Origin of the sequence: Pseudonocardia sp. ICBG1034, from assembly GCF_020131375.1 — a bacterium.
Classification (GTDB): Bacteria; Actinomycetota; Actinomycetes; order Mycobacteriales; family Pseudonocardiaceae; genus Pseudonocardia; species Pseudonocardia alni.
Genome location: NZ_JAHLEK010000015.1, coordinates 1,899,809 through 1,918,725 on the forward strand (window position 1 = coordinate 1,899,809; position 18,917 = coordinate 1,918,725).

Annotated in this window: 19 protein-coding genes and 1 pseudogene; 14 read left to right on the forward strand and 6 right to left on the reverse strand. The window is 75.8% G+C overall.

Translation table 11 applies throughout. The features are described from left to right. The first annotated feature begins 29 nt into the window (after positions 1–29). The 9 genes from KPF22_RS10455 (at position 30) to KPF22_RS10495 (ending at position 8,313) form a co-directional block, all read left to right on the forward strand. Positions 30–665 (forward strand): DUF3159 domain-containing protein, encoded by a 636-nt coding sequence (locus tag KPF22_RS10455; protein ID WP_100878273.1) that lies wholly within the window; start codon positions 30–32, stop codon positions 663–665. Beyond that, complete coding sequence (locus tag KPF22_RS10460; RefSeq protein WP_224401907.1) at positions 662–1,942, forward strand: MFS transporter; 1,281 nt, start codon at positions 662–664, stop codon at positions 1,940–1,942. Before KPF22_RS10455 ends, KPF22_RS10460 begins: the two co-directional genes overlap by 4 nt. A 46-nt stretch (positions 1,943–1,988) precedes the next feature. Next, entirely contained in the window at positions 1,989–3,893 is a 1,905-nt protein-coding gene (locus KPF22_RS10465) for a S9 family peptidase (RefSeq protein ID WP_224401908.1), read from the forward strand. Positions 3,894–3,954: 61 nt separating this feature from the next. Next, positions 3,955–4,413, forward strand: a complete 459-nt coding sequence (locus tag KPF22_RS10470; protein WP_208826085.1) for a GyrI-like domain-containing protein — start codon at positions 3,955–3,957, stop codon at positions 4,411–4,413. 87 nt (positions 4,414–4,500) lie between these two features. Beyond that, entirely contained in the window at positions 4,501–5,463 is a 963-nt protein-coding gene (locus KPF22_RS10475) for a ferritin-like domain-containing protein (RefSeq protein WP_224401909.1), read from the forward strand. A 10-nt stretch (positions 5,464–5,473) separates the two neighbouring features. Further along, positions 5,474–6,124: a HemK2/MTQ2 family protein methyltransferase gene (locus KPF22_RS10480; RefSeq protein WP_208826089.1), complete on the forward strand. Its 651-nt coding sequence runs from the start codon at positions 5,474–5,476 to the stop codon at positions 6,122–6,124. After that, positions 6,114–6,329 carry a CDGSH iron-sulfur domain-containing protein gene (locus KPF22_RS10485; RefSeq protein WP_073577251.1) on the forward strand — a complete coding sequence of 72 codons (216 nt, stop codon included), beginning with the start codon at positions 6,114–6,116 and terminating at the stop codon, positions 6,327–6,329. Before KPF22_RS10480 ends, KPF22_RS10485 begins: the two co-directional genes overlap by 11 nt. Beyond that, complete coding sequence (locus KPF22_RS10490; protein WP_208826091.1) at positions 6,326–7,348, forward strand: iron-containing redox enzyme family protein; 1,023 nt, start codon at positions 6,326–6,328, stop codon at positions 7,346–7,348. Before KPF22_RS10485 ends, KPF22_RS10490 begins: the two co-directional genes overlap by 4 nt. Beyond that, entirely contained in the window at positions 7,345–8,313 is a 969-nt protein-coding gene (locus KPF22_RS10495; RefSeq protein WP_224401910.1) for an L-histidine N(alpha)-methyltransferase, read from the forward strand. The genes KPF22_RS10490 and KPF22_RS10495 overlap by 4 nt, the downstream gene beginning before the upstream one ends. On the opposite strand, the gene KPF22_RS10500 is transcribed toward KPF22_RS10495, so the two are convergent. After that, positions 8,310–9,209, reverse strand: coding sequence for an NADP-dependent oxidoreductase (locus KPF22_RS10500; protein WP_224401911.1), 900 nt, complete (start codon positions 9,207–9,209; stop codon positions 8,310–8,312). The genes KPF22_RS10495 and KPF22_RS10500 overlap by 4 nt on opposite strands. A gap of 89 nt (positions 9,210–9,298) precedes the next feature. Between KPF22_RS10500 and KPF22_RS10505 the strand changes: the two genes are divergently transcribed. Further along, the gene (locus tag KPF22_RS10505; protein WP_224401912.1) at positions 9,299–11,830 is read left to right on the forward strand and encodes an FUSC family protein; all 2,532 of its coding nucleotides are present in this window, start codon (positions 9,299–9,301) and stop codon (positions 11,828–11,830) included. A gap of 43 nt (positions 11,831–11,873) precedes the next feature. On the opposite strand, the gene KPF22_RS10510 is transcribed toward KPF22_RS10505, so the two are convergent. Then, positions 11,874–12,806, reverse strand: coding sequence for a CPBP family intramembrane glutamic endopeptidase (locus KPF22_RS10510; RefSeq protein ID WP_224401913.1), 933 nt, complete (start codon positions 12,804–12,806; stop codon positions 11,874–11,876). A gap of 101 nt (positions 12,807–12,907) precedes the next feature. Between KPF22_RS10510 and KPF22_RS10515 the strand changes: the two genes are divergently transcribed. Next, positions 12,908–13,618, forward strand: coding sequence for a MerR family transcriptional regulator (locus tag KPF22_RS10515; protein WP_224401914.1), 711 nt, complete (start codon positions 12,908–12,910; stop codon positions 13,616–13,618). Positions 13,619–13,709: 91 nt separating this feature from the next. Here the strand turns inward: KPF22_RS10515 and KPF22_RS33595 are convergent. The 4 genes and pseudogenes from KPF22_RS33595 to KPF22_RS33065 all read right to left on the reverse strand — a co-directional run. Beyond that, positions 13,710–13,988: pseudogene (locus tag KPF22_RS33595) on the reverse strand (helix-turn-helix domain-containing protein); the annotation flags it as partial. Continuing rightward, positions 13,985–14,230, reverse strand: coding sequence for a hypothetical protein (locus KPF22_RS10525; RefSeq protein WP_224401915.1), 246 nt, complete (start codon positions 14,228–14,230; stop codon positions 13,985–13,987). The gene KPF22_RS10525 and the pseudogene KPF22_RS33595, both read right to left, overlap by 4 nt. 88 nt (positions 14,231–14,318) lie before the next feature. After that, a complete protein-coding gene (locus KPF22_RS10530; protein ID WP_224401916.1) occupies positions 14,319–15,053 on the reverse strand; it encodes a MerR family transcriptional regulator in 735 nt (244 codons plus the stop codon). A gap of 55 nt (positions 15,054–15,108) precedes the next feature. Then, positions 15,109–16,071, reverse strand: a complete 963-nt coding sequence (locus tag KPF22_RS33065; RefSeq protein ID WP_224401917.1) for a helix-turn-helix transcriptional regulator — start codon at positions 16,069–16,071, stop codon at positions 15,109–15,111. An 86-nt stretch (positions 16,072–16,157) separates the two neighbouring features. Between KPF22_RS33065 and KPF22_RS10540 the strand changes: the two genes are divergently transcribed. Genes KPF22_RS10540 through KPF22_RS10550 form a run of 3 tightly spaced genes read left to right on the forward strand, consistent with a single transcriptional unit; the run spans position 16,158 to position 18,882 of the window. Beyond that, positions 16,158–16,601: a cupin domain-containing protein gene (locus tag KPF22_RS10540; RefSeq protein WP_178373221.1), complete on the forward strand. Its 444-nt coding sequence runs from the start codon at positions 16,158–16,160 to the stop codon at positions 16,599–16,601. 44 nt (positions 16,602–16,645) lie between these two features. After that, positions 16,646–17,581, forward strand: coding sequence for a ketopantoate reductase family protein (locus tag KPF22_RS10545; protein ID WP_224401918.1), 936 nt, complete (start codon positions 16,646–16,648; stop codon positions 17,579–17,581). Next, complete coding sequence (locus KPF22_RS10550; protein ID WP_224402409.1) at positions 17,572–18,882, forward strand: aspartate aminotransferase family protein; 1,311 nt, start codon at positions 17,572–17,574, stop codon at positions 18,880–18,882. Before KPF22_RS10545 ends, KPF22_RS10550 begins: the two co-directional genes overlap by 10 nt. Positions 18,883–18,917 lie beyond the last annotated feature (35 nt).

The following is an 18,917-nucleotide window of genomic DNA, read 5'->3' on the forward strand; positions in this document are numbered from 1 at the left end:
TGCAGCACATCACGACGAGGGAGGACGACATGACCATGACCGAGCCGCAGCACGACCGGACCCGCGACCGCGCCACCCCGAGCCTGCTCGACCAGATGGGCGGGACCGCGGGGTTCGTCTACTCGACGATCCCGGTGATCGTGTTCGTGACGGCGAACGCGTTCCTGTCGCTCCCGCTGACCATCGGCATCGCCGTCGCGACCGGGCTGGCGCTGTTCGGGTACCGGCTGCTGCAGCGGGAGAAGTTCAGCTCGGCGGTCGGCAGCCTGCTCGGCGTCGCGCTGGCGGCCGGGATCGTCGCCTGGACCGGGTCGGCGCGCGACTTCTTCGTGATCGGAATCTGGGCCTCCCTGGCCGGGTTCGTCGTCACGGCCGGGTCGCTGCTGGCCCGCCGGCCGATCACCGGCGTGATCTGGAACGCCGTCCACGGGGGCACGCACCCCTGGCGCTCGACGCCCGCGGTCCTGCGCGCCCACGACCTCGCCACCGGTGCCGCGGCGCTGGTGCTCGGTGCGCGGTTCGGGATCCAGCAGTGGCTCTACGTCGCCGAGGCGACCGGTGGGCTGGGGATCGCCCGGGTCGCCATGGGCACCCCGCTGACCGTGCTGGCCGCGCTGGTGGTCGTCTGGGCGTTCCGGCGCAGCACCAAGGCCCTGGTCCGGTGAGCACGCTGCGACGCAGCCCGGCGCTGTGGCTCGCCGCCTACGGGCTGACCCTGCTCGGCGGCGGGATCATGGCGGCGGTCCTGCCGCTGCTGGTCCTGCAGCGCACCGGGGACGTGCTGGCCGCGGGCGTGCTGGCGACGGTGACGACCACGGCGTCCGCGCTGACCGGGCTGGTCTCGGGGCTGGTCGTCGACCGCGTCGACCGCAGGCTGGTGACCGTCGTCGCCGGGGTCCTGGGGGCCGCGGTGGTCGCGGCGCTGCCGGTCGTCGACGCGCTGTGGGGGCTGGGGATGACCGCCTTCCTGGTGCTCGGGGTGCTGGGCGCGGTCGTGCGGGTGCCCGCGATGACCGCGCAGGAGGTCCTGCTCCCGGCGCTGGTGCGGCTCGACCCGCGGCCGGGCCGCCTCGACCGGCTGATCGCGCTGCGGGAGAACCTGTCCAACGTGCTGCTGCTGGCCGGCCCGGCGATCGGCGGTCTGCTGGTCGCCCTGGCCGGCCCGGCGTCGACGGTGCTTGTGGTGACCGCGTCGACGAGCCTGCTCGCGGCGCTGACCGCGGCGCTGCTGGACCCGCGGGCAGGGCGGGTCGAGGGGGTTCTGCGCACCGCTCCGGGGGGTGCGGTGCGCAGGGCCGTGCGGGATCTCGCGGCGTCGTGGGTGTTCCTCGCCGGGCAGCGGCTGGTGCTCGGGGCGACGCTGGTGTCGGCGGTGCTGGTCGCCGTCATCGCGGCCCTGCAGACGACGCTGATGCCCGCCTACTTCACGGCGCTGGACCTGCCCGCGCTCGCCGGGCTGACGCTGAGCGCGCTCGCCGCGGGCGGGCTGGCCGGCTCCGTGCTGTACGCGGCGCTGGTGAACCGGGTGCGCCGCCGGACCTGGTTCGTGGTCGGGATGCTCGGCTTCGGCACCGGCTTCGCGCTGGTCGGGAGCCTGGCCTCGCCGTGGGTGGTGCTCGGCGCCGCCGCGCTCGTCGGGTTCACCAACGCCCCGGTCGGCGCTGTGCTCGGGGTCCTCACCATCGAGGCCACCCCGGACGCCCTGCGCGGCCGCGTCCTCGGGGCGCAGAACACCCTGCTGCTCGCCGCGCCCGCACTGACCGCGGCGCCGGTCGCGGCGCTGGCCTCCGCGGTCGGCCTCGGCGCCGCCGGGATCGCGCTCGCCGCGGTCGCGGTCGGCACCGCGCTCGTCGCGCTGGTGGCGCCCGCCTTCCGTGACCTCGGCGAACCGGGTACGGCCGACGCCGCCGCCCCGGCCCCGGCGACGGCGGGTGCCCGGTGAGCCGGCGGCTGCGGCCGCTGCGCCGCCACCGGATCCCGACCGCGTTGTGACCGCCATCCCGACCGCCGCCACGACCCCGGAGACCACCATGGCCCTGCCCGACCGGATCCCCGCCCGCGACCTGCTGCGCATGCCCGACCGCACCGCCGCCACGATCTCCCCGGACGGCACCCGTATCGCCTTCCTGGCCCCGTGGAAGGGACGCCTGAACGTGTGGGTGTCCGATGTGGATGGCAGCGGCGAGCGCTGTGTCACCGCCGACGAGACCCGCACCGTGCTGCGCTACCTCTGGACCGACGATCCCCGCTACCTGCTCTACCTGCAGGACACCGGCGGCGACGAGAACTGGCACGTGTTCCGCGTCGACCTGACCGCGCCGGACGCGCCTGCGGTGGACCTCACCCCGTTCGAGGGCGCGACGACCTTCGGCCTCGAGCAGCGCCCGGAGCGGCCCGGGAGGCTGCTGCTGCAGAGCAACGCCCGCAACCCCGTGGAATTCGACCTGTGCGAGCTCGACGTCGCGACCGGGGAGATGACGGTGCTCGCGCAGAGCCCCGGCGGCGGCGACGGCTGGATCCTCGTCGGCGACGAGCTGCTGCGCGAGACCCTCACCGCGGACGGCGTCGCGCAGGTGTGGCGCGGCGACGACCTGGTCGCGACCGTCGACGGTGACGCCCATCCGATCGGCGTGTACCCCTACGAGCCGACCCCGGACGGCACCGGCATCTGGGTCGGCACGTACGGCGACGGCGACCGGCTGCACCTCGGCCGGCTCGACACCACCACCGGCGAGGTCACCGAGGTCGACCGGCACCCCGAGCACGACATCGACATCCGTGCCCAGATCTTCCCCAGCCTGCCGTCGGCGCTGATCCGGCACCGGGCCACCGGGGAGCTGCTCGGCGTCCGCTACCTCGGGGCGCGTCAGGAGATCCGCGCGGTCGACCCCGGTTTCGCCGAGGCCCTCGACGCGCTGCGCGGCCTGTGCGACGGCGACCTGTCCGGGGTCTCCGGCGACGTCGACGGGCGCCGCTGGGTGGCGACGTTCGCCCACGACCGCGACCCGCAGACGTGGTTCCACGACCACGCCACGGGGGAGTCGCGGCTGCTGTTCCGGCCGCGCCCCGACCTCGACCCGGCACAGCTCGCACCGATGGAGACCGTCACGATCACCGCCCGCGACGGACGGGAGATGCCCGCCTACCTGACGCTGCCGGTCGGCGTCGCGCCCGAGGGGCTGCCGCTGGTGCTGATGCCGCACGGCGGGCCGTGGGCCCGGGACTGGTGGGGCTTCGACGCGAGCGTGCAGCTGTGGGCGAACCGCGGCTACGCGGTGCTGCAGCCGCAGTTCCGGGGGTCCTACGGGTTCGGCCGTGCCCACATGGAGGCCGCGGTCGGGGAGTTCGCCGGCGCCATGCACGACGACCTGATCGACGCCGTCGACTGGGCCGTCGCCCGCGGGTACGCCGACCCGGACCGGGTCGCGATGTTCGGCGGCTCCTACGGTGGCTACGCGACCCTGGTCGGGGTCGCGTTCACCCCGGACCGCTTCGCCGCGGCGGTGGAGTACGTCGGCATCTCGAACCTGGCGGACTTCCTGCGCACCGTGCCGGAGTTCACCCGGCCCGGCCTGGTCAACAACTGGTACCGCTACGTCGGCGACCCGGCCGACCCGGCGCAGGAGGCCGACATGCTGGCCCGCTCGCCGGTCACCCGGGTCGACGACATCCGCACCCCGCTGATGGTGGTGCAGGGCGCCAACGACGTCCGGGTGGTGCGCGCCGAGTCCGACAACCTCGTCGCGGCGCTACGCGGACGCGGGGTCGACGTCGACTACCTGGTGTTCGACGACGAGGGGCACGCCATCGTCAACCCGGAGAACCTGGCCACCATGTTCGAGGCCGCCGACCGCTTCCTCGCCACCCACCTCGCGCCCCGCGCGGACCGATGAGTCCGTCCGCCCGGCGCGGTCCACCCCGGTGGAGAACCCACCCCGCCGGAAGGACCCGTCCATGACCACCCCCGAGCTCGTCGAGATCACCGCCCGCCCCACCGCCGTCGTCCGCGGCACGGTCCCGGTCACCGACCTGCCCGCGTTCTTCGACCGCGCCTACTCCGTCCTCCCCGGGACCGTCTCCGGGCAGGGCGTGACGGTCACCGGCCCGGCGTTCGCGCTGTACCGGGGGCCGCTGACGGCGACCGCCGACCTCGAGACGGGGTTCCCCACCGACCGCGAGGTCACCCCGGACGGCGACGTCGTCGCCGGCGCGCTGCCCGCCTGCCGGGTGGCCCGCGTCGTGCACGCCGGTTCGTTCGACGGGCTCGGCGCCGCCTGGCAGCGGCTGGGGGAGTGGGTCGCCGGCCAGGGCCTGCGCGGCGGCGACGTGTTCTGGGAGGTCTACCTCACCGAGCCGTCGCCGGACATGGACCCCGCCGACCTGCGCACCGAGCTGAACATTCCGGTGACCTGACCGGAGCGGCACCGATCGGGAGGAGTGGGACCGCGGATCGCGGGTAGGCGCTGAGCGACCCTGTCGTCGCCGCAAGAGGACGTGTTCGTGACCGATACCGCCGCCGTGGTCGCCCAGCTCCGTGTGCTGGAGCAGCTGACCCGCACCGAGAACCGGATCGCGGGCCTGCGCACCGTGCAGGCCCGCACCGACGAGACCCGCCGCGAGCTCACCGACAACGCCCGCCGCGCCGAGGCCCGCCTCGGCCGCATCCAGGACGCCCTGCGCGAGCTCGACGCCGTACCCGACCTGGTCGGTGCCGTCGGCGGCCGGATCCTCGCGTTCGTGAAGAGCCAGGTCGAGCAGGCCCAGCGCTTCGACGAGGCGCTGCTCGGCGACCTCGCGCTGGAGCGGCAGCTGCAGGACCGCGCCCGCTACCTGCAGGCGCTGACCGCGTCGGGGCCCGACCGGGTGCACCGCCTCGCCGGTGAGCTCGTCGAGGCCCACACCGAGACCGTCGAGTGGCTGACCACCGTGCTCGCCGAGGAGGCCGTCGGCGGGCCCGCACCGCTGCGGGCCACCCCGCTGCAGGTCGTGCGCGGCGCCGTCACCGACGTCGTGCGGCTACCGGCCCGCCTCGGCGTCGTCGGCCTGAACCGGGCCGGGCACGAGCTGACCCGGGCCGGGGAACGGGTGCGGCGCACCGCGTCGGCACTCGGCGACGGCGCCGACCGCGCCGGGCGCGACGCCGCCGACGTCCTCGGGTCCGGGCTGGACGCGGCCCTGGAGCGCGCCGAGGACATCGCCCGCCGCGAGCGGGCCGGCGACACCGCCCGCGCCCTGCACGACACCCGCCGGTCCCGCGGCGCGCTCGGCGCCGGCGAACTCCCGGTCGACGGCTACGACGACCTGTCCGTCCCCGACGCGGCCCGTGCCGTCCGCGAGCTCGACACGCCCGAGGACGTGCAGGCCGTGCTGCGCTACGAGGAGCAGCACAAGAACCGGGCGGGCGTGCTCACCGCGGCCCGCACCCGGCACGCCGAGGTGGCCCGCGAGACGGTCGCGCACTGACGTGGCGCCCATGCTCCTGACCCCGCCCGGGGTGTACCGGCCGCAGTCGGACTCGCAGATGCTGGCCCGCGCCGTCGCCGTCTCCGGGCGGGCCCGCGGGGCCGTGCTCGACCTGGGCACCGGCACCGGGACCGTGGCGCTCGCCGCGGCCCGCTGCGGTGCCGGCGCGGTCACCGCGGTCGACCTGTCACGGCGCGCCGTGCTCGCGGCACGGGTCAACGCCCGGCTGCACCGCACCGCGCTGACCGTGCACCGCGGTGACCTGTTCGGCCCCGTCGACGGCCGGCGGTTCGACCTGGTCACCGCCAACCCGCCGTACGTGCCGTCGCACACCGACCGGCTCGTCCGGTACCGCCGGGCCCGCAGCTGGGACGGCGGCCGCGACGGCCGCGCCGTGATCGACCGCATCTGCGACGGCGTCGCCGCCCACCTCGGACCGGGCGGCGCGCTGCTCATGGTGCACAGCGCCGTCTCCGGGGTGCAGGCCTCGCTGGACCGGCTCGCCGCGGCCGGGCTCACCGCGCGGGTCGCCGACCGGTCCCGGATCCCGCTCGGCCCGGTGATGCGGGCCCGCACCGCGCTGCACGAGGCCCGCGGCCTGGTCGAGCCCGGCGCCGCCGACGAGGAGCTCGTGGTGATCGAGGCCGTCCGTGGGTCGTGAGACCGGCGCCGGGCCCGCCCGGGTGCGGCTCACCGACGACGGCCCGGTCCTGGTGACCGGCCCGGTGGAGGTCGAGCTGCCCGACGGCACCCGGGTGACGTCGCGGCGCCCCGTCACCGCGCTGTGCACCTGCCGGCGCACCCGCCGCCCGCCGTTCTGCGACACCAGCCACCGCACCCGCGTGCGACAGGAGGACCCGACGTGACCGCACCCCCGCACCCGGGCACCGGGACCGCGCCGCTGCCGGCGGCGCGCGGCCCGCTGTCCGGCGCCGTCCTGGCCCGGCTGGGCGGCGACCCCGCCGCGTTGCCCGCCCCGGGCGACGCCGACCCGTGGGGCGAGGACCTGCACCTGGCCCTGCACTGCTGCTACGAGCTGCACTACCGCGGCTTCGCCGGGGTCGGCGACGAGCACGAGTGGGACGTGGCCCTGCTCGGCCTGCGCGTAGCGCTGGAGGACCGGTTCCTGACCGCCCTGCGTGCCGCGGTCCCGCCCGGCGACGACGTCGACGCGACCGTCGCCGAGCTGCTCGTCGAGCCGGTCGGGCCGGGCGCGGAGACCGGCGTGACCCACCACCTGCTGCGCCGCGGCGAGCTGTGGCAGCTGCGCGAGTACGTCGTGCACCGCTCGATCTACCACCTGAAGGAGGCCGACCCGCAGGCCTGGGTGATCCCGCGGCTGCCCCCGGCCGCCAAGGCGGGCCTGGTCACCGTCGAGCACGACGAGTACGGCGCGGGCGACGCCGCGGGCATGCACGCCGTGCTGTTCGCCGACATGATGTGCGACCTCGGCCTGTCCGACGCCTACGGCGCGCACGTCGACGCCGTCGGCGCCGAGACCCTCGCCGAGGTCAACTTCATGTCGCTGTGCGGGCTGCGGCGCAGCCTGCGCGGCGCGCTGGTCGGGCAGTTCGCGCTGGTCGAGCTGACCTCCTCGCCCGGGTCGGAGCGCCTGGTCCGCGCGATGCGCCGGCTCGGCTGCGGCCCCGCCGCCCTCCGCTTCTACGACGAGCACGTGGAGGCCGACGCCGTGCACGAGCAGGTCGTGCGCCGCGACGTCCTCGCCCCGCTGCTGCGGACCGAGCCGGGCCTGGCCGCCGACGTCGTGTTCGGGATCCGGGCCGCCGGGCTGCTCGGCGACCGGCTCGGCGGGCACGTGCTGGCCCGCTGGGCGGCGGGGGAGTCGAGCCTGCGCCGCCCGCTCGACGACGGGCCGGGCCGGTGACCGCCGCCCCGGTCGAGCTGGAACAGGGCTCCTTCTGGGACGACACCGACGAGCTGCGCGCCCGCCTCGCCGAGCCGCTGCCGCGGATCCCGCCCTGGTTCGGCTACGACGCGCTCGGCTCGCAGCTGTTCGAACAGATCACCGAGCTGCCGACCTACTACCTGACCCGGTGCGAGCGGGCGCTCCTGGAGCGGTACGGCACCGACATCGCGGCCCGGCTGGGCTGCCCACGCGTCGCCGAGCTGGGGTCCGGGAGCGCGAAGAAGACGCGGCTGCTGCTCGAACACTGCTCGGCGGCCCGGCCGACGACCTACCTGCCGATCGACGTGAGCCGCGAGATGCTGGTGCTCAGCGCCGAACGCATGGCGGACCTGCCGGGGCTGACCGTCACCGGGTTGTGGGGGCGTTACGAGGCCGGGCTCGACCGGCTTCGCAACGACGGCGGCGCCCCGGTGGCGGTGCTGTTCCTCGGCGCGAACATCGGCAACACCACCGCCGACGAGCGCTCCGCACTGCTCGCCCGGATCGGCGCCACGCTGCGCCCCGGCGACGCGCTGCTGCTGTCCGCGGACCTGGTCAAGCCCGCCGCGGTGTTCGAGTCCTGCTACAACGACCCGCCCGGGTACGACGCCTTCGCCCGGTTCCGGCTCAACCACCTCGACCACCTCGCACGCCGGTTCGGCGGGAGCGTCGCCCTCGACGCGGTGCACCCGGCGGCGCACTACGACACCGCCACCGACGTCGTCGACGGGCGGCTGTGGGCGCGCCGGGACCAGACCGTGGTGCTGCCCGGCCTGGACCGGACGCTGGAGCTGCGTCGCGGCGACAGCGTCAACGTCGGGTTCTCGGCGAAGTTCGAGCCCGACCGGCTGCGCACCGACGTGGCCCGGCACGGGTTGCGGGCCGAGGCCGAGTGGGTCGACGACGAGCACCGCTACGGGCTGTTCCTGTTCCGTCGGGACTAGAGCACCAGGACGACCTTGCCGGTCACGTGACCCTGTTCGACCAGGGCGAGCGCCGCCCCGGCCTCGGCCAGCGGCCGGACCTCGCGCACCAGCGGGTCGAGCTCCCCGGCCGCGACGAGTGCGGCGAGCGCGTCGAGCACCGCGGTGCTGCGGTCGCGGGTGACGTCGCGGCCGCCCAGCTGCGCGGCCAGCGGCTTGTCCGCGATCGAGTACAGCGTCGCGGGCGGGACGAGCCCGGCCACCGCGCGCAGGGCGTCGCCGCCGACCAGGTCCAGGGCGCCGTCGACTCCGCCGGGCGCGGCCGCGCGGATCCGGTCGGCGACGCCGTCGCCGTAGGCCACCGGGACGGCGCCGAACCCGGCGAGCAGGGCGTGCTTGCCGGGGCTCGCCGTGCCGACGACCGTCAGCCCGCGGCGGCGGGCCAGCTGCACCAGAGGCAGGCCGACCCCGCCGCCCGCCCCGTTGACCAGCAGCGTCGCCCCGGCGGGCAGGTCGAGGTTCGTGAGGGTGTCCCAGGCGGTGCCCGCGGCGACCGGCAGCGCCGCCGCCTGCTCGGGCGAGACCCCCGGCGGGCGGTGCGCGGCGAACCCGGCGGTGACCCGCGCCCGCGGTGCCCAGCCGCCCTGCATGTCCGGGCAGCCGCCGAACACCTCGTCGCCGGGGGCGAACCCGGTGACGCCGTCGCCGACCTCCAGCACGGTCCCGGCGACCTCGCGACCGAGCACCGCGGGCCCGGCGACGCCGTAGTCGCCGTCGCGCATCCGCCAGTCGCCCGGGTTGACCCCGGCCGCCCGGACCCGCACGAGCAGCTCACCCGGCCCGGGCCGCGGCTCTGAGACCTCGACGAACGCCTGCCGCTCCGGGCCACCCGCCGCCACGAACCCGTACCCGCGCACCCGCCACCTCCGTGATCGGTCCTGGGGCCCACGCTACGTCCGGCGGGCCCGGGATGCGCGAAGATCACGATCCGGTATACCGTTAGCATATGCAACGGACTGTGCCGACCGCGTCCGACCGCCTCCTCCGGGCCCGTGACCGGTTCGTCGCCTCCGACCCCGGCCTCGTCCGGCTCGTCTCGGCGGTCCGCGCCGTGCTGGCGATCGCCAGCACGCTGGGCGTGGAGTACCTCGTCGCGACGACGACGGGCACCCCGCCACTGGTGCCGATGATGCTCGGGGCGGTGGTGGCGATGCTGGCCTCGTTCGGGATCTTCGACGCCACCCGCGCCGGGCAGGCGGTCACGCTGTGCTTCCTGGCCCTGTCGATGCTCGCCGGGATGGGCGTGGCGCTGCTCGTCGACCGGAACCGGCTCGCGTCGCTGACCGCGTTCGTCGTGGTCGTGTTCGTCGCGGTCTGGGTACGGCGCTTCGGGCTGCGGTACTTCGTGTGCGGCATGGGCGGGTTCATGGGCTACTTCTTCGCCCTGTTCCTGAGCCTGCGTCCGGAGATGCTGCCCGGGGTCGCGTTCGTCGTCGCGGTCGCGATCGTCTGGGTGATGCTGCTGACGCTGGTGCTGCTCCCGATCCGCAACGACCGGGTGCTGCGCCGGATGCTGCGCTCGTTCGAGGCGCGGCTGGCCGGGATCGCGGGGACCGTACTGTGCGTCGCCGACCTGACGCCCGGTACCGCGGAGCGGCAGCGGGCCGAGGCCCGGCTGGCGAGCCTGCTGGAGCGGGTCACCGAAGCGGCCCTGGTCATCGACGGGCAGCTCGGGGCCCCCGGCGCCGTCGCCGACGACGACGCCGCCCGTGACGTCCGCCGCGCCGTCCTGGACGCGGAGCTGGCCGTCGCCGCCTCGGCCCGGACCGGCCCGGACGTGCTCGGCCCCGGGACCGAGCGGGACACCGGCACCGCCGGCTCGCCACGCGCGCTCCTCGCGATGCTGCACCGGGGGCGCTGGGACGCGGTCGCGCAGCAGGCGCCGGCAGCGGCGGACCGGACGGCGGCCCCCGGCCCGCGCCGGCTCCTGCTCGACGTCGCGGTGCTCGCCGGGGCCCGCGCGGAGTGGGCCGGGGCCCTCGCCGCCACCCCCACCGGCGCGGGTGCCCCGACGGTGGAGGAGGCGGATGCGTTCAGCCCGGCCGTGCAGCTGTTCGGCGGTGGCCTGCCCGGGTCCGCGGGGACGGTCACCCGGCTGCACCGCCCACCCGACGGGACCCGGCCCGCGTCGCGGCTGTCGCTGACCACCCGGCAGGCCGTGCAGGTCGCGGTCGCCACCGCCGTCGCGATCGCCGTCGGGGACGCGCTGTCGCACCAGCGCTACTACTGGGCGGTGCTGGCCGCGTTCATCGCGTTCACCGGCACCGCGACCGTCGCGGAGACGGTCCGTAAGGCCGTGCATCGCATCCTCGGCACCATGATCGGGCTGGTCGGGGCGATCGCACTGGTGCCGGTGCTCGGGCCGGACGTCGCCGTCGTGCTGCCGGTGATCCTGGTCAGCATCTTCGGCGCGCTCTACCTGTTCCGGCTCTCCTACGTACTGATGATCTTCTTCATCACGCTGATGCTGGGTGAGCTGTACGCGTTGCTGGGCACGTTCTCGGTCGACCTGATGGTGCTGCGGCTGCAGGAGACCGTCGTCGGCGGGGTCGTGGGCTGCGCGGTGTCGGTGCTGGTGCTGCCCACGCGCACCCGCTCCGCGGCAGGCGAGGCGCACCGCGGGCTGCTCGACGCGCTGACCGGGCTGCTGGAGTCGGTCGACCGCACCCTGCGCCACCCGGGTGCCGGCGACGACCTGTGGGCCGCGGCCCGCGCCCTCGACGCGGCGGTACACCAGACGCTGCTGCTCGGCCGCCCGCTCACCCGGACCTGGCTGGGCGCCACCGACCGTGACGTCGCGCGGTGGTTGGCGGCCTGCACCGCCGTGGCCGCGCACGCCCGGCGGCTCGCCCGCTCCGCGCGGCCCGGCGCCGGGACCCCGGCGGTGACCGGGGCCTGCGCGCGGCTCGCGCAGCTGACCGCGGCCGCCGTCGCGGGGCGACCGGTGCCCCCGGGTAGCTGTGACGCCGTGGTGGACCTGCTGGTCGGCGCCGCCGCGGGCAGCGGCCGGACCGCCGTGCTCGCCCGCGAGGCCGGGCTGCTCGCCGCCGAGCTGCCCGCCCTGCTCGAAGGCGCCCGGCCCGACGACCCCGCGGACGGGGCGCCCGCGGTCGGGCGGGTCCGCGGGCCTGGCGGTGCACCGGCCGCGGCGGCGGTCACCGTGGTCGACGCCGCCGGCCGCCAGCTCGACCGGGTCACCACCGCCGACGACGGGTCCTTCGCCGTGCACGTCGCCGCCGGGACCCACCTGCTGGTCGCCGCTCCGGTGGCGGCCGGGACCGCGCCGTACGGCGGGCACGTGGCGCTCGGGCCGGGGACGGTGCTGGCCGACGTGGTGCTGGACGACGGCACCGCACCCGGCGTCGTGCCCGGCGCGGTGCGGCGCGGGGCCACCCGTGCGGCCGCGGCGCCGACCGGTGCCACACCGGTGCGCGGACCGGCACGCAGTGTCGGGCGGTCGTGCGTCCGGCACGCCTGAGCCGGCCCCCGACCCGGCACGCCGAGGCCCCGGCCGCGTCCGGTCAGGCCGTGGCCGTCCGGACCCCCTCGGCCGCGGGGCGGTGTCGGCGGGACAGCAGGACCGCGGCCGTGGTGGCGACCGTGGGCACGGCGAGGAGCAGCAGCACAGGGGCACCCGTACCGCCGAGCAGGTCGGTGTGGAGCACCAGCGCGAAGGCGAAGCCGACGGTGTTGTTCAGGGCGTGCAGGACCACGGCCGTCTCGAGCCCGCCCGTGCGGCAGGTGATCAGCGCTGCGCCGACGCCGAGGCTGAGGTAGTGGATGTTGAGCCACGGGTTGCCCTGGACGTGGATCGCGGCGAACAGCACCGCCGACACCACCACGCCGAGGACCAGCGAGGTGCGCGGGTCCCGGCTCCAGCTGCTCGCGACGCGCAGGACGAGCCCCCGGAACCCGAACTCCTCGCCCGCCGCCTGCAGCGGGGTCAGCAGCAGGGTGACGGCGAGCAGACCCACCAGGTCCACGGTGGAGAACCGCGCGGGCTCGACCGGGGTCACGAGCGAGACCGCGGTGATGCAGAGGACCGAGAGCGGGCCGGCGAACACCAGTGCCCGTCCGAACTCGTCGAACCGGAACCGGGAGACGACCGAGACCAGCGAGCGCCCCCGCACGCCGTAGAGCAGGCGCTGCACGACCATGCTCCAGGGGATGAGCACCGCGACCGAGGCCGCTCCGGCGGCCTGGAAGACGATCGTGACGTCGTCCCCGCCCAGCGTCGGGTTGACCCGCCCCATGGCCAGATCGATCCGGGCCGCCAGCCACGTGATGGCGGATCCGGCCCCGAACAACCCGACGACCACGAGCGTGATGGCCGCGATCCCCCGCCCGACCTGACGACGGTCGCCGACCAGAGCCCGGTGGTAGGGAACGTCCCCCGGGTGTCCGTCGGTCCGCGCGGAACGGACCGCCCGCGCTGCCACGGTGCCGCCTGCCATGCTGTTCTCCCGTCCTCCGGTGCCGGTGGCGCGCATCCGGCGCCGCGAGCGAGTGCACACGTTGACGCGACGTCACACTCAAGACCCGGCAGGGGGTGCAGATGGCCTGGAGCACCAGGGAGCTCGCCGAGCTGGCAGGCACGACGGCACGCACGGTCCGTCACTACCACCAGATCGGACTGCTGCCCGAGCCGGAGCGGCGGAGCAACGGCTACAAGCAGTACGGCGTGAACCACCTGGTCCGGCTGCTGCGGATCGCGCGGCTCGCCCAGCTCGGGGTCGGTCTGCAGACCGTCGCGCAGCTCGGCGACGACGAGCATCCGGTGGAGGCGCTACGGGCGCTGGACGCCGAGCTCGTGGAGCAGATGGACCGGTTGGCCGGCGCACGTGCAGAGATCGCCACGATGCTGAGCGAGCAGCTCGCCACGGACCTGCCGCCGGAGTTCGCCGTGACCACGGCCGTGCCGATGTCCGACGCCGACCGGCGTCTGACGTCGGTCCTGGGACGGCTGCTCGACCGCGACGAGCGTAGGGCCTACGCGGACCTGCTGGCCTCCGACTCCCGCAGCGACGTCGACGACGACTTCGAGCACCTCGCCGCCGATGCGGGGGACGCCGCCCGGCAGGATCTCGCCGTGCGGATGAGCGCGCGCCTGAGGACGCTGCGTGCGGACCACCCCGGCGCCTTCACCCTGGGCTCGTCGGATCCCCGGCGCTTCCACCGGACCGTGGAGCAGGTCTCGCAGGAGCTCTACAACCCGGCCCAGCTCGACGTCCTGCGCCGGGTGGCCGTGCTGTTCCGGCGAGGCTAGGGCGACGGTGTTCACGGGGGCGGGACGAGCTCCGCGTCGAGACCCTCGTTGACGCTCGCGAGCGTGTACACGGGTGGGTCAGCCACACCATGAACTGGGTGTCGGAGGACCGGATCTCCATCCCGATCGCCCGCGAGACCCGGTCGAGCGTGTAGAGGGTCGTGTTGCGGTGCAGGCCCAGCCGTCGCGCGGCCGCGTCGAGGTTGCCCGACTCGGCGATGTAGGCGAGCACCACGCTCTCCGGGCTGCGGTTGTGCCCGTCCGCGCGGCGCAACGGGGCGAGCACCTCGCGGGCGAACCGCCGTCCGTTCTCGGAGTCGGCGACCTCGCGCAGGGCGACGAAGATCCGCAGGTCCTCGTAGCCGATCACCGGGGCGGCGTCGACCCGCCGGGGCCGGGGGCGCCGAACGCCACGCGTGCGGTACCGGACAGCTTCGCCTGCACCGCCGTCGCGACCGCACCGGCCAGCGCGCGCGGCTCGTTCCCGTCGGCTCCGGTTCCGACCGGCGCGACCACGACGAGCTTGACGCCGAGCTGCGCGGCCAGCACGGGGGCGCTGCCGCGGTGCTCGATGCGCTCGGCAGCCCGGGCCGCGGCCTGGAACCGGCGCACGGTCCGGGAGGAGGAAGGCCACATCTGGGTCGGCGTCGACGACGAGCCCGCCGCTCGCCACGAGCCCCACACCCGCGGTGGGCCCGGGTCAGCCGTCCCCACGCTCCGCGGCGAGTGCCTTCCCGGCGCGCACGAGCACGTCGAGCTGGGCGCGGTTGTACAGCTCCCGCATCGCCCGGCCGAGGGTCTGCTCCGCCCGCTGCTCACCGACGGGTGCGTCGGTGTTCGGCGCGACCAGGCCGGGATGGGTCTCGTAGAGCGCGCGCATGTAGGGCACCATCCGGTCGGCGAGCTCCTGGCGGGTGGCCTCGTCGGCGTCGGCCGGGAGCGTGTCGAACCGGTTCTGCGTCGGGTCCGGGCGGGCGGCGGCCAGCATGTCCGCGACGGCCTGCAGCCGCTCCGACCCCAGCACCCGCGGAAGGACGAGGGTGAGCGACCGGTCGGCTTCGGACATCGGCTGGTCGGCGGCCGCGGCGAACTCGGTGGGCAGGTCGGTGGGCGCGGCACCGTCCAGGATCAGGGCCAGCTCGGTGCGGGCCTGCTGCAGCCGCTCGATGGTGGCGGCCAGCTCGGCGTCGAGCGCGCGGGCGGCCTCCTCCGGGTGGGCGTCGGCGTCGTTCATCTCGGAGATCTGGGTCAGCGAGAACCCCAGGTCGACGAGCCGCTTGATCCGCAGCAGCCGGACCAGGTGCGCGACCCCGTACTGCTTGTAGCCGTTCGTGCGCCGCTCGGGCTCGGCCAGCAGCCCGATCTCGTGGTAGTGCCGCACCGCCCGCAGGCTGGTCCCCGCCAGCTCGGCGACCTCTCGGGTGCTCCAGGTCACGACGTCCCCCTCGTCCGGTTCCTGCTCCTTCCTGAAGCCTGCCGTATCCGGCGGGTCAGCGTCCCGAGTGGGCCTCGGCGTAGTGGTCGAAGAACAGCGCGGCGGTCAGCTCGCCGCGCCCGGAGACCCCGAACTTCGCGAACAGCCGCTTGACGTGGTCGAGCACCGTGTACTCGCTCATCCCGCACTCGCGTGCGATCCGCCGGTTCGACGCGCCCCGGACGAGCGCGGCGAGCACCTGCCGTTCACGCGGGGTGAGACCCTTGCTGCGCACCACGAGGTCGGCGACCTGGTGCGGGCGCACCTCCTCCACGACGACGGCGAGCGCCCCACCCAGCGGCGACGCCCGGAACGACAGCCACCGGCCGTCGGTCAGCGGGACCGTGCCCTCGGCCGACAGGCCCGCGGCCCGGCGGGCCGCGACCGCCTGCACGACCTGCGGGACGGCGTCGCCGCCGAGCAGGGCACGGGCGTCGTCGGACAGGTCGAGCACCCGTCCGTCGGCGTCGGCGAGGATCGTCCCGGCCGGGGCACCGCCGACCAGGTCTCGCCCCGTCCGCACCAGCGTGTCGCGCAGGGCCTCGCCGAGCGGGCGGGCGACCGCCGTGGCCGCGGCGACGTCCGCGGCGGCGAACGTGCCGCCCGCCCGCAGCAGCACCGCCGCGCCCCAGGTGGTGCGGCCGTCGTGCAGCGGCACCCGCAGCTCGTCGGTGAACCCGCGCGGGACCAGGACGTCGCGGTAGCGGGCGCTGGCCGCCGGGTCCCCGCCGGTGACGGCGCTGAGCGCCCCGGCCCGGCCGGTCGCGGCGACGTCGGTCAGCTTCAGCACGTCGTCGACGCGGTACTCGTTGTCGAACACCGCGTTCTCGAACGCCGCGTCGCGCTCCGCGCCCACCAGCACGCAGTCCGACCACAGCAGCGTCGCCGGGTCCAGCACCGCCCACACCGCGAGGTCGGCCGGGACCCGGCGGGCGAGCGCCGCGGCGGCACGGCGACGCAGCTCGGCGTGATCGGTCACGGGGCCACCCCCCTGGAAGCAGGGATGGGACCGGCGCCCGCCGCTCCCTACGGTCGTCCCAGCAGCACACCCCACAGGAGGCCGCCATGGAAGCCAGGATCATCACGACTGACGACGCCGACGCGTTCGGCATGCCGCACACCCGCGCCGTCCCGCTCGCGACCGGCGCCGACACCGGCGACGCCTGGGAGGCACTCGAGCTGACGCTGGGCCCCGGGGCCGCGTCGCCGCCGCACACGCTGTCCGCGGACAAGGTGTTCTACCTGGCCGCGGGCGAGCTCGACGTCGACCTCGACGGCGTCACCCACCGGCTGCGCGCCGGGGACGTCGCGCACGTCCCGGCCGGGGTGCTGCACCGCTACCGGGCCGACACCGACGCCCGGCTGGTCGTGCTGGTGACGGGGGCGACGCAGGTGCCGTTCCTGCGCGGGATGAGCGAGCTCGGGCGCTCCGGCCCGCCCGCGCCGGACGCGGTCGCCGCGCACGCCGCGGGGCACGGGGTGCGGATCGCGGCACCGTCGGCGGGCTGACCGGACGGTCCCCGTGATGCCAGACTGCGCCGGAGGAGGTCGGCATGGCGGTGGTGGTGATCGTCGGCTGCGGCGCGATGGGCTCGGTGTACGCCGGGCTGATGGCCGACGCCGGGCACGAGGTGCACGCCGTCTGCCGGCGCGCCGGGCACACCGCGGCACTGCGGGAACGCGGCCTGCGGGTGACCGGGCACAGCGGTGACCGCACGGTCGGACTCGCCTCGGCGGTCCTCGACGCCGCCGACGTCGCCCTCGACCGGCCCGCGGACCTGGTGGTCGTCGCGACCAAGGCCTACGACGTCGCCGTCGCCGCGCGGTCGTGCGCGCACCTGGTCGGCCCGGGCACGGTCGTGCAGACCATCCAGAACGGGCTCGGTTCCCCGGAGGTCGCGGCCGCCGAGCTGGACCCGGGGCGGATCGCGGTCGGCGTCGTCGGCGGGTTCGGGGCGTCGCTGCCCGAGCCGGGCGTCGCGCACCACAACGGCATGGAGATGGTCCGCTTCGGCCCGTGGGACGGGCTGCCCGCCGCCCAGCTGGAGGCCTCGGCGGAGATCTGGCGGTCGGCGGGGTTCGGCGTCGCGCTGTACACCGACCTGGGCCGGATGGTCTGGGAGAAGCTGGTCATGAACGCCGCGTTCTCCGGGACGACCTGCCTGACCGGGCTGACCATCGGCGGGGTGCTCGACGACCCCGACGCCTGGGCGGTCGCCCGCGCCTGCGCCGAGGAGGCCGTCGCGGTGGCGCAGGCGTCCGGCGTGACGCTGCAGGTCGGCGACCCGGTCGAGCACGTCCGCCGGCTCGGCGGCGCCATCCCGCACGCCCGCCCGTCGATGCTGCTCGACGCGCTCGCCCGGCACCGCTGCGAGGTCGACGCCATCAACGGGGCGGTGGCCCGCGAGGGCGCCCGGCTCGGCGTGCCGACCCCGGTCAACGACACCGTCGCCCGGACCGTCCGGGCCCGCGAGAGGACCTGGCTGTGACCGAGCACCTCATCCGCTACTCCGGCCGCGGCGGCTTCAGTCCCGAGGTGATCGCGCACGCGCGCGGCACCACGATCACCACCGAGAGCGGCCGGGAGCTGCTCGACTTCACCTCCGGGCAGATGAGCGCGATCCTCGGGCACTCGCACCCGGAGATCGTCGCGACCGTCCGCGACCAGGTCGGACGGCTCGACCACCTCTACAGCGGGATGCTGTCGCGGCCGGTGCTGGAGCTGTGCGAGCGGCTGTGCGCCTCGGTCGGCGGCGGCCTGGACCGGGCGATGCTGCTGACCACCGGCGCGGAGTCCAACGAGGCCGCGATCCGGATGGCCAAGCTCGTCACCGGCCGGCACGAGATCGTCTCCTTCGCCCGGTCCTGGCACGGCATGACCCAGGCCGCGGCGAACGCGACCTACGTCGCCGGCCGCGCCGGGTACGGGCCCGCCGCCCCCGGCAACTTCGCGCTGCCGGTGCCCGACCGCTACCGCCCCGACCTCGTCGACGACGCCGGGGAGCTCGACTGGCGCCGCCAGCTCGACCTCGGGTTCGCCCTGATCGACGCCCAGTCCGTCGGCAGCCTCGCCGCCTGCATCGTCGAGCCGGTCCTGTCCTCCGGCGGGGTCGTCGACCTGCCGCCGGGCTACCTGGCGGCGCTGCGCGACAAGTGCCACGAGCGCGGCATGCTGCTGATCCTCGACGAGGCCCAGACGGGTCTGTGCCGCACCGGCGACTGGTACGCCCACCAGCGCGACGGCGTGGTCCCCGACATCCTCACGCTGTCGAAGACGCTCGGGGCAGGCTTGCCGCTCGCCGCCGTCCTCACCACGGCCGCGATCGAGCAGGTCGCGCACGAGCGCGGCTTCCTGTTCTTCACCACCCACGTCAACGACCCCCTCCCGGCGGCGGTCGGGCTCACCGTGCTCGACGTGCTCACCCGCGACCGGCTCGACCTGCGCGCCCGCGAGCTGGGCACGCTGCTGCAGGACGGTCTGCGGGACCTGGCCCGCACGACCGGGACGATCGGCGACGTCCGCGGCCGCGGCCTGCTGGTCGGGCTGGAGCTGGCGGGCTCCGACACCGACGCGCTCGGGGCGGCCGTCACCGCGCGGTGCGCCGAGCTGGGTCTGCACATGAACATCGTGCAGCTGCCCGGCATGGGTGGGACGTTCCGGATCGCGCCGCCGCTGACCGCGACCGAGGCCGAGATCCGCCGCGGCGTGGACATCCTCGGCACGGCCCTGGGGGAGGTGGCTCAGCCCTCGACGGCGGCCGCGAGCCGGTCCGGTGGCGCAGCGACGTGACGGCTCGCGCTCGGCGACCTCCCGGTCACGGGGCC